This window comes from Salegentibacter sp. Hel_I_6 (assembly GCF_000745315.1).
GTDB lineage: Bacteria > Bacteroidota > Bacteroidia > Flavobacteriales > Flavobacteriaceae > Salegentibacter.
Genome location: NZ_JQNQ01000001.1, coordinates 921,192 through 936,742, shown reverse-complemented (window position 1 = coordinate 936,742; position 15,551 = coordinate 921,192). Strand labels below are relative to the sequence as shown.

Genomic DNA, 15,551 nt, shown 5'->3' with positions numbered 1-15,551 from the left:
TTATATGAAAATTATAGTGAAAAAATATTTTCCTTGTTGTACTATTCTATCGCTTGTCTTAATTATTTCTGCATGTACCGAAAAGGAGGAAATAGATCTAAAAATAAAAAACATTCCCGAGGAAATTAACAGTCATTTTGTTTTTTCTCAAATCAATAATAAGTTATATTATTCTTCAAATAAGGAAAATTTATTCAATATATATGAGTTAGGATTGACCCACAAGTTAGAAAAATCGATAAAGCTTCAAACTAATTTAGAGCAAGATGTTTTTGTAAGGTCTGTATCCCAAGATGGAAATTATCTTTCATTTGTTTCAGACGACAATGGGAATCAAATTTATGATATTTTTATATATAAATTGAAGGATCATAAAGCGTTTAATATCACCAAAAGCCCGACCATTGACGATGGAAATCCGGTTTTCTCCCCTAAACATAATATTGTAGCGTTCTTATCCTCTGGGAGACTCAGACTTTTTGATGTGGAACAAAGGAAATTTTTGTATAAATCCGAAAGAATTTTTAAAAGCTTTAGCTGGAGTGAAAATGGAGATTTAGTTTTCTTGGAAGATAGTGACTCGGATATATGGATGATGGAGGTCGGTAAATTTAGTTATAATAAAATATGGTCTTCTCCTTCAAAATCTTATGTGCCCAAAATGTTCGATAATAAAAACGAAATACTGTCATTTATTTCTGACCATTCAGGGATTAGCTCTATTTATAAATTGAATATTTTGTCAAAAGAAACACTGGATTCCATAACTTTTGATAGTGATATCTACTCACCCAGTTTAAAATCCAATAAAATTGTGGAATTTAGGATGAATACCAAAGGTTCGATATTAGATTACAGTCTTAATTCAAAAGGAGAGCTCAGAAAACAAATACCGCAAAAGAATGGTGTATCCTACCAGTTTTATTCGAATGATAGTTTACGAATAAATCTTTTTGCTGGGATCGATTTGCCTAAACATTTTTTAATTAATGGGGAAAGCTATCCAGAAAAATCAAAAGAAGAATTGGAACAGGAAGATAGTTGTAGTGAAATCCAGCCTTTTATAACCGATGAAGGTGTTTATCACTATTTATTCTTGCCCAAACATAAAAAAATAAAAGGGTGGGTAGTTTGGCTGCATGGTGGTCCTCACGAACAAATTTCGCCTAGATATAATGTTTTGATGAATTATATCAATAAAGCTGGATGGGGAATTATAGCCCTTAATTATCTAGGTTCAACCGGTATGGGGAATAGTTTTGAAATGAGAAATATAGAAGACTCAAAATTAAAATTAGATTTACAAATTGACGATATAAGCAAGAATATTAATAGCGTTAAAGAAAAATTAAAGATTGAGGATGAAAAATTTGTGATTTTAGGTGTAAGTTATGGGGCAAAACTAGCTCATTCTTATCTTAAAGAATATCCAAATTCTGTAAGCAAAATCATTGACTTCTCTGGATTACCACTTTTTAATACAGCTTCTGATTTTAATTTTTCTGATAAGGATTTTTTGTTCATTTCAGGTATTAAGGATTTTGCTTTGAATGATTTGAAAATAAATATGATAGATAATTATCAACGAGAATCATATGTTGAATTATTAATCTTAAAGAATGAGGGGCATTATATAAGACGGAGAAATAGTTTAACTAAATCTATAAATAAGATAATAAAGTTTTTAGAAAATTAAGTTTTTTGTATATCGGCTTAGTGTCCACTTGCTGTAATGCTTGCTATCACAAACCTGTCAAATATTTTGTTCCCCAAATATCGTCTATTTAACTTGTAAACGAACTCATTAAGATATAATTGCAGGTGTTTTTTCTTAATTTTATGGTAGGTTCCAGCGAAATTCCGTTTTGCATTATTAATGGCAATGTGTACCCATTTAAGTATTTCTTTGGTAGTTGTCTCATTGGATTTTTCAGAGATATGAGTTCTACATAATCTGCGATATCAAGGTAGGAGGTGCTTTTGTCTGTAAATACAATAACTTGTTCCTTATCAATTGCCTTTTTCAAGGTATGGTCAGTTCCTTCAGCTTTGTGGTTATCAAGGACTCTTGCCTTAAAATATCTGCACTGCCTATCCACCAGTATCGATGTCTTCTAATACAGTGCTTTCAACCATTACCATAACATTGGATCATGCTTACTAGCCTAGATAGTGAAATAATCTTCATCCATTTCAATCATACCTTCCAAGGTATAGCGATCATCTCTTTACCTCATTGCTTTTCTGAGTTTATGAACCATTGTCCAAACCGGCTCATAGCGCTTCAGACCAATTTGCCGCTGGATCTCCTTACTGGGAAATCCCTTCTTGGTAGTGCTTAAAATAAAAATGGTTTTATACCAGATCATAAATGATAATTTAGAACTCTCCAGGATAGTACCACTACGCAAAGAAATCCTTGCCGTACAAGACTTACACTGGTAACGCCATTTGTTTTGAAGCCAATAATGCTCGGTAGATCCCCATCGATTGCATACCACTCCTTTTTTATCTCGCTGTTCTTTAGAATGTAAGCCACAACTTTTTCGTCAGTAAAATGAACTCCAAATGAAAATATATCCATAACTAAATTTAGTTATTTTATTCAAATAAAGGATATTTTCGCTAATTAGGAATATTTACAGGCATACAAATTAAGTTATCATTTAATTCTCAATTCCAGAATAATTTATAAGATGAAAATGATTGAGAAATACTAAAAATAATTAGGTGCGAGTGGAGAATTTTTATGTGTGATAGTCTATAAAATGCAGTAAAAGGTAATCTATATAACAACTGGTTTGTTGAGTAAGTTTTTTTACTATGAGTTAAATGCCAAAAACAACCAATCCAAGCCAAATAGTTCCAATTCTGATTAATCACAAACAATAGCCCATACATTCCCGCCCAAACTTTAATCTTTCAAAAAATGCAGGGAGAGGATGATTTAAGGGGGCTTGCCAAAATAATGGCTTTTCTACGGGCGGTAAGCATTATTATTGTGCTGATGAACTTTTATTGGTTCTGTTACGGCTTCTTTGCCGAACGTGGATGGACATTGGAACTTATAGGTAAGATACTCATCAATTTCAACCGGACTGCCGGACTGTTTTCCCATACACTTTATACCAAAATTTTTGCGCTGTTATTATTGGCTTTAAGCTGTGTGGGCACAAAAGGAGTTAAAGACGAAAAAATTACTTGGGGCAAGATATATTTGGCTTTGGGTATTGGCTTTGTCATGTTCTTTCTGAACTTTTCACTGTTAAAGTTATCCCTAAACACAGCCACATTTCTTTATATTTTAACGACAGGTTTGGGTTACATCTCTTTAATGGTTGCAGGGGCTTGGATGAGCCGACTGCTCCGCAACAACCTTATGGACGATGTTTTTAACAATGAAAACGAGAGTTTTCAACAAGAAACCAAATTAATGGAAAATGAATATTCGGTTAACCTGCCCACCAGGTTTTATTACAAGAACAAATGGAACAACGGTTGGATCAATGTGGTCAATCCATTTAGGGCCTCAATAGTGCTCGGAACCCCCGGATCGGGTAAATCTTATACCATTATCAACAATTATATCAAACAGCACATTGAAAAAGGGTTCTCGATGTATATATACGATTTTAAGTTTGACGACCTTTCCACCATCGCCTATAATCATCTACTGGAACACAGTGATAAGTATAAGGTACAACCTAAGTTTTACGTGATCAATTTTGACGACCCACAAAGGAGCCACCGTTGTAATCCCCTCAATCCCGATTTTATGACGGACATCTCTGATGCCTATGAAGCGGCCTATACCATTATGCTGAATCTAAACCGGAGCTGGATACAAAAGCAGGGCGATTTCTTTGTGGAAAGCCCGATAATTTTGTTAGCTGCCATTATTTGGTTCTTGAAAATCTATGAGAACGGTAAATACTGCACCTTTCCACACGCTATTGAATTACTGAACAAAAAATACACGGATGTTTTTACCATTCTTACCTCGTACCCCGAACTGGAAAATTACCTATCGCCTTTTATGGATGCCTGGCAGGGTGGGGCACAGGACCAACTGCAGGGACAGATTGCTTCTGCTAAAATCCCTTTGTCAAGGATGATCAGCCCACAGCTTTATTGGGTAATGACAGGGGATGATTTTTCCTTGGACATCAACAATCCAAAAGCGCCAAAAATACTTTGTGTGGGGAACAATCCCGACCGTCAAAATATTTATTCCGCCGCATTGGGTTTGTACAATTCACGAATTGTAAAACTCATTAATAAAAAAGGGCAATTAAAGAGTTCCGTTATCATAGATGAGCTACCCACAATTTATTTTCGTGGACTGGATAACCTTATTGCAACGGCACGTAGCAATAAAATAGCAGTTTGTTTGGGCTTCCAGGATTATTCGCAATTGACCCGTGATTATGGCGACAAGGAAAGCAAGGTAATTCAGAATACAGTAGGTAATATTTTCAGCGGACAGGTTGTTGGGGAAACTGCAAAGAACTTGTCAGAGCGTTTCGGAAAAGTGTTGCAAAAACGCCAGAGTATGACCATCAATCGGAACGACAAATCCACTTCCATTTCGACCCAATTGGACAGCCTTATTCCGGCCTCCAAGATTTCAACACTTACACAGGGAATATTTGTAGGAGCCGTATCTGACAACTTCAATGAACGTATCGAACAAAAGATTTTTCACGCTGAAATTGTCGTCGATAATGAAAAGGTTACTGCCGAAAACAAAGCCTATCAAAAGATACCGCAAATCTTATCCTTTACAGATGAAAACGGATCGGACAATATGAAACAAGAAATTGAAAACAGTTATCGTCACGTAAAACTGGATATTTTGAACATTGTGGAAAGCGAAATAGAGCGTATCAAAAATGATCTGAACTTGCAACATTTGGTGCGACAGGAGTAATCCATTATATCTAAAAACAAGGGGAGGGTGAATCAGTTAGATTTATTCAGTAAATATTGACTAAGGCAGGGATAGTTTTCTTAAATTTAATTCAACATCCAATTTAACTCACTAGCTTAAATTTATAGATACAAATATTTCTACAAACTTTCAAAACGTTCTTTTAGTCTTTTTAGCTTCGGATATTTTTTTATGATTAATAGAACTCTTAGGTAACAGAGCTAAAAAATGAATTCTTATGTTATTTTTTTAAGTAAATAGAAATTCTCATTTAAAATCAGTTTCCTATCCTGATTAATTTTATTCCTATACTGCGCTGAAAGACTATAATAATCTTGATGATCCATTAATGTATAATTGACCATTGATTTATAATATCCATCTTGGATCGTTTGATAATCATTTTTACTTGTTTTGGATACATTCTGATTAAAAAAATTCAATAAATTTTCAAAGGCTGCGGTATTCTTTAAAGTATCTTGGAAGGAAGCACTTCCTACATAATCACCACTTTTTTGTATCATATCAAAAAAGTTAAACAAACTATTTGTTTCGGCTCTACTCAAAAAAAATAACACGCCTTCTATCAAAATAAAACTGGACTTTTTTCCCTTTATAGCATTTATTTTTGAAAGTAAGCCTTCCTTATAATTTGTACTAAAATCAACACCAATAAAATGAATATTTCTTTTTGGAAGAACATAATTACGTTGCCAATGATTAACTTTATCCATTTTGTAGTCAACAATCTCTGGTTTGTCAATTTCTATATGAATTGTATTTTCATCAAGCAGAAATGGATACATACTAAATCCACTACCAAAGTTTATCAGAACTTCCACTTCTCCAGAGGTTACAAGTTTTTTGATAGTATCTAGAAAATATCTATTTCTTAAACAATGGGTATAGGTTTCTTCAGAAGAAACCTGATCCAGGTACTCCTCAATCCATTGTTCTGTCTTACTATTTTGCCATAATTTAGCAAAGTTATCCTGACTTAAGTTTTCATCGAAAGATCTAAAAGCTGATGTAACAAAAGCTGTTTCGTGTATGCCTATATTTTTTTCTTTTCCCATCTTATATTTAACTACGTCTAGTATCGAGGCTCTTGTATAATAACAATATAGATCATCATTTTAATTAAAGAACTTTAAGTTTGTATATTCTCCCTCTTAGAGCCAAATTAGAAAATCTAACCTCTTTAATTTTTTTTTATTGAAAATCATAAGGCAATTATAAAATTTAGCCTACATTTTTCCCTGTCTGAATATTTTTCATTTCAATGAAATCATCTAGTTTCTGAATCTCAGAAACTGCAAAATCTTGATCAATATGAGTGAAATTTTGATACCAGTCACTCATTAGTTCCTCCTTATTAAATAAATCGGCACTCTGGTATTTAGAGGACAATTCCATATGTTTTTCAACAGGAACAGAAAGATTTAATTTCGCCAGGACACTATCAATTTCTTCACTATTCTTATAAAATTGAGGATTAAAATAATCAACCAAAATATCCCATATTGGGCTATTAGGCAATGGGTATAATCTTGAAACCTCAATTGAAGAAAATTCAACTATCTCCATTACTTCTTTGATATGACCAGTGGTTTTTTTTACGGTGGCAACGGTTTCTCCGGCGGCTCCTAACATAAATGATCCATGTACAGACATGTCAGCCTTACTCAGCAGCTTTAGGGCATCAATATTGGTTTTGTCTGTGGTTTTATTTTTTCTTTGAGCTTCTAAAATATCTGCATCTCCTGAGTCTAATCCGATATTAACTCTTCTTACTCCTAATTCTTTAAATTTATTCACATTATCCTTTGCTAATAATCCAAGAGTTCGAGCATAAATCATAAATTCTATATTACCATTCTTTATTTTACGCTTAACATAAGTAGGCATGCTCTCAAGTAATGATTTAATATATCTGGGGCTGGCAGTAAAACTATCATACACCTCAAAAAATAGATTAATATTATACTTGTCGTGATAGTGAGTTACTGTTTCCCAAAATTGTACTGGATCCCCCGTAGTTACTCTTAAATCTGCAATACTACAGTAAGAACATCGTAATTTATTTTCGCAGCCTCTCGCATTATTTATAGTTATTACATTAACTTCTTCACCATGAAGTTGCCCATGTTGGGAATAATATTTCTTCGAATATTTATCAAGATCATTTTTGATAAAATCAAGATCCGGAATAGTATTTCTATCTTTTAAAGAATATTGTTTGACTGGATTTATTAATACTTCACCATTATTCCTATAAGCCAACGAGTCTACTTTCTCAACGGAAGTTTCATGAATAATACATGAAATTAAATCAGAAAATGGCTGTTCAGCAATATCGTTGGTTACGATATAATCTATTTCAGGGCGATTATTCAAAATTTCTTTGGGGAAAAAAATGGCATGATCATTCCCTAAAACGATGATTGCATTCCTTTTCTTTGCAAAGGAGGCTATTTTCAATCCCTCGCCATAGGTAGGGGTGAGGACAGATATTCCAACTATTGAAGGCTCGAATGATACTATTTTACGCTTAATCTCTGAGAGTGTTTTTATTCCTCCATCTATTACCTCAACATTAATCTGGTTACCGAAATCTTCTTCCAAACGAGTAGCTAATTGTACAATTCCAATATGAGGAAATAAGGAATAATTTGCATTTTCAAGCGAATTATCCATTTCATTAGGACTGTTTATAAGAAGAATATTCATGTGATGAGTTTTTTTGATAGCTTTTTTTCACCTGAAATCAAGTCGCAATATCAACTCATTTTCCAAATATTACTGGTAATTGACAACATTAGAAAAAAAGAACTTGTTTAGTAAAATCTTGACAATCTTAATGAGCTACAAAATTATAATGATTTAAATATTAGTACTATGGATAAGATTGTTTTTACGAGACGATTAGAAACATAAGTCATATTTAATTCTCCACTCAAAGAAATAATAAATAATTAAGAAAAACAAATTATTTCTCCAATAAGAGAGTTGTGTGTTATTAATTTTAAAAATTAAATCTTAGCTGCCTATCTATCGAGCAAAAGATTTTTCACGCTGAAATTATCGTAGACAATGAAAAAGTAGCTACCGAAACCAAATCCTATCAGAAGATACAGCAGATTTTATCCTTTACAGATAAAAACGGAGCGGACAATATAAAAAAGGAGATTGAAAGCAATTACCGCCAGGTAAAACTGGATATTCTCAACATTGTGGAAACGAAATGGAGCGTATCAAAACTGATCCGAACTTGCAACATTTAGTGCAAGAAGGGATATCCAATTGAAAAGTCAATTTTTGGTATTATTATATATTGTTATCTGACTTTTATACCTACAGAACAGTTCTCGGGGGTATTATTTGGTTTAGCAACCCCTTCCTTTTTTTCATTATTTTGCTCTTCTTCAGGTTCTGGCGTAGTGGATAGTTGTAACTTCCGGTCAATCGCCGCCAATTCCGTTTTGAGTTCGTTTAATCTATTTTCTTTAGACCACGTACCACCCACCACCTCATGAAGAACGGGTAAATCCTTTTGTATTTCCGCAATTTTCTTTTGTTCCCGGTCAATATAGCCGGGCAGTTTTTCCAATGCCCTCAAAAAATTCATTGATGCAGTTTCTGGGTCTTTTGCTATTACTCCGTTATTGAACGTATATTTGATATTGCCTTCGCCCTTTACAAAAAAGCGGTTTAACCGTATATTCACGCCCTTTTTTTCGGATACCTCCGTTTTAACCAATAACTGAAAACCGTACAGGCTTCCGATTTCCTGATAATGGCCTCCTGTACGGGATTTTTCCGCAAGTTGATTGAGTTTGGCCCCACTCTGTTTTGCACCGGCATTGGGCGACAGACCGTCCAACTGAACAGGATTTGCAATAGTATCGTCCTTACGTTTTTGTATGCGCCCTTGCAGGTTGTTCCAATCAAGACCCATACGGTCCAAACGGGATTTTGCACCCTCACGGAGTTCGGTAAAGTCTTTTAGCTTGTTCTTGGCACCGTACTTAGATCGGTTAAATGCCCTCTTTTCGCTTTCCAATCCGGCAATCTGTTTTTCGATTTTGGCTTTATCCAACAGGTCTGTATTTCCCGAAAGAATGGCCAAATACTCCGAAAAATTCATTCCCGATTTTTCGTCCATACTACCCTCGTCAATGGTACGTTTGCCGAGATTGTTGGATTTTAATTGGTCGATAAAAAGTTGTTTGTTGAACAACAGGTTAAATTTATAACTGTCCAATGATTTTTCTACGGCATAGATGATGACATCCACTTTATCATCCGCAAAATGCCTGGCAATTTCATTTCCCGTTCGGATGGCCCGACCATCGCGTTGTGCCAGGTCGCTTGGCCGCCAAGGCGTGTCCAGATGATGAACGGCAACCGCCCTTTTCTGTGCGTTTACCCCCGTTCCGAGCATACTCGTGGAGCCGAACAGCACACGGGTTTTACCCTCGTTCATACCTTTGATGAGTTCTTTGCGTTGTTTGTCGGATTTAGCTTCCTGGATGAACCGGACTTCGTGTGCCGGAAGGTCGTGGTCTTGCACGAGCTTGCGTTTGATTTCGGAATAGACGTTCCATTCGCCCGGCTTGTAGGTTCCAAGATCGGAGAAAATGAACTGCGTTCCCTTCTGTGTATTGTATTGATTGTAATACTTTGCGATATTTGCAGCACAATGCGAAGCCTTGTTGTCGGGATGGTCTTCATATTTACTGCTGATCATCCGCATATCCAGAGACATCTTGCGGGCATAATCCGTAGCAATGAGCATTTTTGCCTTTTCTTCGCTGGGAGACAGGGGAGGCCTGCCCAGAAGCCTTCCATCTCCATTTTTGGCGAATTGCATCAACTTGTCGATAAATATTTCTTGCTCAGGTGTTGGCGGGATATTATAAAGCAATTCGTTTTTTTCCGGGCGGTCGATACCTATATCCCTTGCGATCCTATAATCAGTGATCTCCGAATAGAACTGGGCAAGCTCCGGTACCTTGATGAAGTAACGGAAGCGTTCTTTGGAAACGATATTGCTGGCTACCGAAAATTCATAATCCGTCGTTTTCCTTGCATATATCGCTGCCCACGCATCAAAGCAGTTGATGCCCTGTTTTTCCAATGCCCTTGGTCGCAGGTACTTGAAGAGCAGGTAGAGTTCCGTAAGGGAATTACTGATGGTCGTACCTGATAAAAAGGTGGCTCCCATATCGCTATTCAAACGGTCTTGAATGGTACGGATGGCAAACAGCAGGTTCAGTGCTTTTTGGCTTCCGTCCGCGTTGCCCAATCCGGCCACCCGGCTGTGCCGTGTATTGAACATCAGGTTTTTGAACTGGTGGCTTTCATCTATGAACAAATGGTCAATACCCATCATTTTAAAGTCCATCACATCATCCTTCCTGTTATCAATATTGTGTTGCAGGGTTTTGAGTTTAACCTCAAGGTTCTCCTTCCGTTTGAGAGCCCCACGGAGCATCCCCCGGGTTACTTCATTGCCTTGCGATTGCATTGCATCAAGGTTACGTTCCACACTGTCCAGTTCGATCTCAAGGATCTCCTTTTGGATTTCGGGTGATTGGGGTATCATCCCGAACTGATCGTGGGTAAGGATCACGCAATCCCAATCGTTGTTTTTGATGTCCCCAAACATCCGTTGCCGTTTCTGCGGGGTAAAGTCATTCTTGCCCGGAAACAATATTTTAGCGTGTGGGTAAGCCGCTTGGTAGGTTTCGGCGATTTCGTGAACATTGCTTTTCAACCCGATGATCATCGGTTTATGTGCCAGGCCCAAACGTTTCAATTCCTGCGCTGCCGTGCACATTACCAGGGTTTTTCCCGTACCTACTTCGTGGTCGCATATTGTACCGTTGTTGAGCTTTATCATCCATACGGTGTCCTTTTGGCTGTCGTAGAGGTCTTCGATACCCAACCTTTTTCTGTCCAATCCCGGAAATTCCTGATGGCTCCCGTCATAGGTCGGGCGGACAAAGCAATTGAACGTATCGTTGTATTGATCCGTAAGGCGAGTTTTGAATTCATCGTTCTGAGCGTAAAGCCAATCGGTAAAGGCGGTACGGATTTCGTCGATTTTGGTGTTTGCCATCTGAATGGTTTCCATATCACGTACCTTGACTTCCTTGTCATCAACCGTTATTTTCTTGGTGATATCCGGTGTGGTATTAACAAGGGCGTGTTTGAGCAGGGCAATTCCGTCAAATTTTCTGCTTTGCGATTGGACGGCATATTTATCCCATATCTGTACATTCTTCTGGTTGCACTGAATGGAAAAATCATCGGCACTGTCCGAATAATGGATACGCACTTCCGTATCGAACAAATGCGAAGCAAATCGGGCATAAACTCCGGTGGGTATCCACCGTTCGCCGAGGTTAAAGTCTAGCTCTTCAAATTCGATACGTCTTGGCCGTGCTTCTTCCAAGGCTGTTAAGCTTCCCCGGGCTTCCACGTTACCGGGATTGTTTTCGAGATAGGTACTGAGCTGTTGGGCCTTTTCCACAACATTGCCGGCAATCCACCGTTCGGATATCTGGTATTCTTTTTCGATTGGGTTGTAGAAAATACGACCGTTCAGGGCTTCTTTTAACACATCGGAAGTCATATTGCCGGTTTTGGACATATAGCCCAAATCCACCCTTCCGTATTTGTTCAGCGATGCCGCTAGGGATTCTTGGGGATTGTCCGTCGCCAAGGTCGTGGTCGGGAAAGTAACCGGACGGCTGAATATATCCGCCTTATGCACCACGCCCCCGACCATACGCTCCAAATAAGGCATTTCCTTACCTGCGCTGTCTGTCTTGATCAGTTTGATGTTCCTGGCACTGTTAAATTTGCCGTACCTTTTGACAAAAGCGACGTACAAACTATTGAGTTGCTCCCGTTCTTCCTTATGTTCTATCTGAAGCTCTGCCTCTTTAGTATAAAGCTGTTGGTAGACATCGCGCACCCCGATATAGGCTTCGGCCCTTGCTTTTTGCAAGGGCGGTAAGCGCAAAGGGTGGAACATTGCAGTAGCCTCACTTTTATCAACATCTTGCAAATGGCCAACCCAGCCGTTATCCACGACCAGGCAATCGTTACGGTGAAACGCTTGTAATTCTTGACTATATAAACCAGGTTCGGAAAGGGTATTGGAAACGGTAGGTTTTGTAGGTTGGTCCTTCCCGTTTACTGCCGAAAACAGATCGCCGGGGGATTCCTGTTTTTCGTCCTTCGCCACAATGGTAGTCAGATTGGAAACCGGAGGCTGCATTGCTCCGCTGAACAGGTTGGTTTGGCGACCATTTGCGGTTCTCCTGTTTTTAACCTTTTGCCTTTTGGCTGTTTTGGCCTTTTTTGAGGTAGCAGCAACCGCTATGGGTTGGTCCGCAATTTCAAATAGGTCAAAAATGCTTAACTGTTTTGGTTCCTTCGGATTTTCCTGAATGGCGGTCGGGGTTGTAGAACGCCGGGTTTCTGATCGGTGACTAGCAGGAGTTGTAACCCTTGGCATTGGAATTTGCAGAATGTGCTTATCGTTGCGTTCGCCCTTGTAAAAAGCCAGGTCCAGATGCTTGCCAAGGTCATCGGAAAGCATGTGCTTCAAATCTGTGGCAATTCCGGCAACGCCGTCTTTGTGGGTATAGATTAAAGCAGGTTGTCCGTAGGGGTCGGTGTCCAATTTCCGGTTGGTATGCACAATCCTTGTGCTGTCCTGAAAGATAGCATTGGCCGGTGTATCGTATTGCGTCCGGTTGCTTTGGCAAAAAAGTTCTTCCGCTAGGGTTAGGTTTTGTTTTAACGTATTTTTTTGCAGGATAACCAGGTCGCTTCCCACTTGCGTACCGGCATATTCGGTAAACAGGTTATTGGGCAAACGGATAGCCGATACCAAATTGTTGTTTTCCATTAATGCCCTGCGTATGGGTTCGTTCTTTGGGCTGTTCAGCAGGCCTTGCGAAGTGATAAATACCAATAAGCCACCCTCACGTAGCATATCGGTTCCTTTGAGGAAAAAGTAATTGTGAATGCTTCTGGCAGCCTGTACCTTCGCAGGGGAGTTGCTTCGGGAATAGGAAAGGTCAAACACAGAAGTATCGCCAAATGGGATATTGCTAGCGATGACATCAAAGGTGTTTTGTTCCTTTTCGGGGATTTCCTCAAAACCACTCACACAGATCTTGCTTTGGGGATAAAGTTGTTTTAAAATCTTGCCCGTAAGCATATCCTTTTCATAAGCGGTAACTTTGGATTGCTGGTCTTCTGAAAAGGACTGAACAAAAGAGCCGATACCTGCCGAGGGTTCGAGGAATTTATTAAAATGCAGACCGCTATCCCGCAATGCTATCGAAATTGCATCAATGACCTGTGGAGGTGTAAAGAAAGCGGTCAGTACGGAACTCCGCAAACTGTCCACATAACGTTTGTATTGCTTTTTATCTGTGGCATTCTCTTTTAAAACCTGATGAAGTTCCCTGGTAAGTGGAAAAAACCCGTGTTCGCTCTTCCTCCAATGATTGATGTCTATTTCTTCCGCTACGGGGTTCAGTACGAATTTAAGACCGCCAAAGCCGCTGTATTGCATCATACACCCTCTTTCGCCTAAGGTAGCTTGCTGTTTTCCCTTTTCCAATTGAAAAGCAATCCGCAGGGCATCAATATTTTGCTGGAGGTGTTGCTTTTTACGGAAGCGCATTCTCCTCAATCCATAGGGCGATGGTTCCGGTAAGTTCAGTGTAGAGGACATCAAACTCATAACCGTAGGCGAAGTCATCGGTTAGTTTATACTTGGCAAAAATCGGTTCACAGACCGGGAACATTTTAAGGGCTAACAGGCGCAGTTCTTCATCTGCCATTAGGGTATCGAACTCATTGCAGACCACCTGAAAAACTGTATCGAATTTGGAGAAGTGCAGGCCTTCAAAGAGGATGTAATTGGCGATCTCATCGCATTGTGATATAGGGTTTCCAGATAAAAAGGCCCCTTCATAGGCATTGGCGGCCCAGGTGGAACGCTGGTCTATAAATTTTTGGTCGTATGCTTTTTCGGGAAAACTAACCTGTAATAGATCCTGCAAGCGTAACCTGAAATACGACAGGTCTTTTTGTGTATCCATGTTATAATTTTGTTTTAGAATTTTACTTAAAACCTAAATTAGAGCAGGCAGCAAATATCTTTTCGGAAATGGTAGGGGTTGGCGGTAAAAGGGCGTTTTTGACCATACGGGGTTTTACACCAACCAACAAAGTTTATTTTTAGCTCTATAATTTTAAATGAGGATAAATGAAGGAACTCATCGGAAAGATCAGCACTGCGTTGGAAGCATTTAAAGCAGATTCAGAGCTACATTCGAAAAAAGGGAACCAAGCTGTCGGCACTATGGCACGTAAAGCATGATGATCGCTGAAAAATTCGTGATAAGAGTTCAGGAAAGTTTTTGCGGTAGCACCGGAAGGCTAAAGAAAGCTACCAAACGGAAGCTTTCTGGTTATTATATCTAATTTAGGATAGACAACAACTGATGGTTGATATAATAGGTTGTCCTTCCCATTTTCTTGGTATGCAGGATGTCATTCTCCACAAGTTTTGAAAGCCAAACTGAAGCGGTCTGGCGGTGGGCTATCTGGTGGTTTACCAGGATATCAATCTTTATATAAGGGAGGGTAAACAGCAGTTGGAGCAGTTCATGCTTATAGGATGCCCCCAGCACCCCTTTCATTGAGTTTTCAAGCGACTCCTTTAAAACCAACATCCTTCTGATTTTGGAAATGGTCAGTTGGGAAGTTTCCGATATTGCGGTCAGGATATACATAATCCAATCCTCCCAGTTTTCCATTTCTGTAACTCCTCTGAGTAATTGGTAATAATCACTTTTATATTTAACAATATAGGAACTCAGGTAAAGAACTGGATAATCCAGCAAGCCCTGCTGTACCAGGTACAGGGCATTAATGATCCTGCCGGTACGACCATTGCCGTCAGCAAAAGGATGTATCGATTCAAATTGATAATGGAGCATGGCAAGCTTGATCAACGGGTCGGCCTCAAATGGAACCTTACCATTGGTAAACTGTTCAAGTGCTTTGAGTTTTTCACGGATTATGGTTTCCCCCGTTGGCGGAGTATAGATTACTTCCCCGTTTATGGCGTTTTTTAAGCTAGTACCGGGAACATTACGTATTCCTGCGTTGTTCCGTTTAATGGTTTGGACGATCTCAATCATAGTATTGGTTATAATAAGCCCTTGTCGTTCCCTCATCAACTCAATACCTGTATAAAGTGCCTCCCGGTAGCTCAATACCTCCTTTGCCGAATGGTTTTCTATAGGGTCTCCTGCGAGTGTGGCCTTATAGAGTTCGTCCTGCGTGGTTACTATGTTTTCAATAGCCGAACTGTCCCTACTTTCCTGCAATACCAAGGTGTTGATTAATAATTGCGGGTCGGGAAGACTTTCGCATAAACCTTTTAATTCGCCTAAGTAACGCGAAGCTTTCGCCAACTGTTTTAGAATTACAGGGGACTCTAACTCTATTCCGGTCGGAGGTAGATCAGGCAGTTGGTTATAAGGTTTATTTCTATCAAACGCCATTGATGTTGATTATT

8 protein-coding genes and 2 pseudogenes are annotated in these 15,551 nt (G+C 38.8%); 4 read left to right on the top strand and 6 right to left on the bottom strand.

Annotated elements, in window-relative coordinates:
* Nucleotides 1-4 precede the first annotated feature (4 nt).
* Complete coding sequence (locus tag FG27_RS04230) at nucleotides 5-1,696, top strand: alpha/beta fold hydrolase (protein ID WP_037315943.1); 1,692 nt, start codon at nucleotides 5-7, stop codon at nucleotides 1,694-1,696.
* Nucleotides 1,697-1,713: 17 nt separating this feature from the next.
* Here FG27_RS04230 and FG27_RS18895 read toward each other — a convergent pair.
* A pseudogene (locus tag FG27_RS18895) lies at nucleotides 1,714-2,584 on the bottom strand (IS1595 family transposase).
* 345 nt (nucleotides 2,585-2,929) lie between these two features.
* On the opposite strand from FG27_RS18895, the gene mobC reads away from it, so the two are divergent.
* Nucleotides 2,930-4,930: a conjugal transfer protein MobC gene (mobC, locus tag FG27_RS04220; protein WP_037315937.1), complete on the top strand. Its 2,001-nt coding sequence runs from the start codon at nucleotides 2,930-2,932 to the stop codon at nucleotides 4,928-4,930.
* Nucleotides 4,931-5,166: 236 nt separating this feature from the next.
* On the opposite strand, the gene FG27_RS04215 is transcribed toward mobC, so the two are convergent.
* Both FG27_RS04215 and FG27_RS04210 read right to left on the bottom strand, forming a co-directional pair.
* Nucleotides 5,167-6,006 (bottom strand): class I SAM-dependent methyltransferase, encoded by an 840-nt coding sequence (locus tag FG27_RS04215; protein ID WP_037315934.1) that lies wholly within the window; start codon nucleotides 6,004-6,006, stop codon nucleotides 5,167-5,169.
* 166 nt (nucleotides 6,007-6,172) lie between these two features.
* Nucleotides 6,173-7,660: a radical SAM protein gene (locus tag FG27_RS04210; protein ID WP_037315931.1), complete on the bottom strand. Its 1,488-nt coding sequence runs from the start codon at nucleotides 7,658-7,660 to the stop codon at nucleotides 6,173-6,175.
* 323 nt (nucleotides 7,661-7,983) lie between these two features.
* Between FG27_RS04210 and FG27_RS19335 the strand changes: the two are divergent.
* Nucleotides 7,984-8,237 (top strand): annotated as a pseudogene (locus FG27_RS19335) (conjugal transfer protein TraG); the annotation flags it as partial.
* 30 nt (nucleotides 8,238-8,267) lie between these two features.
* Here FG27_RS19335 and FG27_RS04205 read toward each other — a convergent pair.
* Together FG27_RS04205 and FG27_RS04200 are read right to left on the bottom strand one after the other, a co-directional pair.
* Nucleotides 8,268-13,643 (bottom strand): N-6 DNA methylase, encoded by a 5,376-nt coding sequence (locus FG27_RS04205; protein WP_037315928.1) that lies wholly within the window; start codon nucleotides 13,641-13,643, stop codon nucleotides 8,268-8,270.
* The gene (locus tag FG27_RS04200; protein WP_037315926.1) at nucleotides 13,630-14,064 is read right to left on the bottom strand and encodes a DUF1896 domain-containing protein; all 435 of its coding nucleotides are present in this window, start codon (nucleotides 14,062-14,064) and stop codon (nucleotides 13,630-13,632) included. Before FG27_RS04200 ends, FG27_RS04205 begins: the two co-directional genes overlap by 14 nt.
* A 167-nt stretch (nucleotides 14,065-14,231) precedes the next feature.
* On the opposite strand from FG27_RS04200, the gene FG27_RS19585 reads away from it, so the two are divergent.
* Nucleotides 14,232-14,345 carry a hypothetical protein gene (locus tag FG27_RS19585; protein WP_369794091.1) on the top strand — a complete coding sequence of 38 codons (114 nt, stop codon included), beginning with the start codon at nucleotides 14,232-14,234 and terminating at the stop codon, nucleotides 14,343-14,345.
* 100 nt (nucleotides 14,346-14,445) lie between these two features.
* Here the strand turns inward: FG27_RS19585 and FG27_RS04195 are convergent, their stop codons facing one another.
* Nucleotides 14,446-15,537 (bottom strand): Fic family protein, encoded by a 1,092-nt coding sequence (locus FG27_RS04195; protein ID WP_037315923.1) that lies wholly within the window; start codon nucleotides 15,535-15,537, stop codon nucleotides 14,446-14,448.
* Nucleotides 15,538-15,551 lie beyond the last annotated feature (14 nt).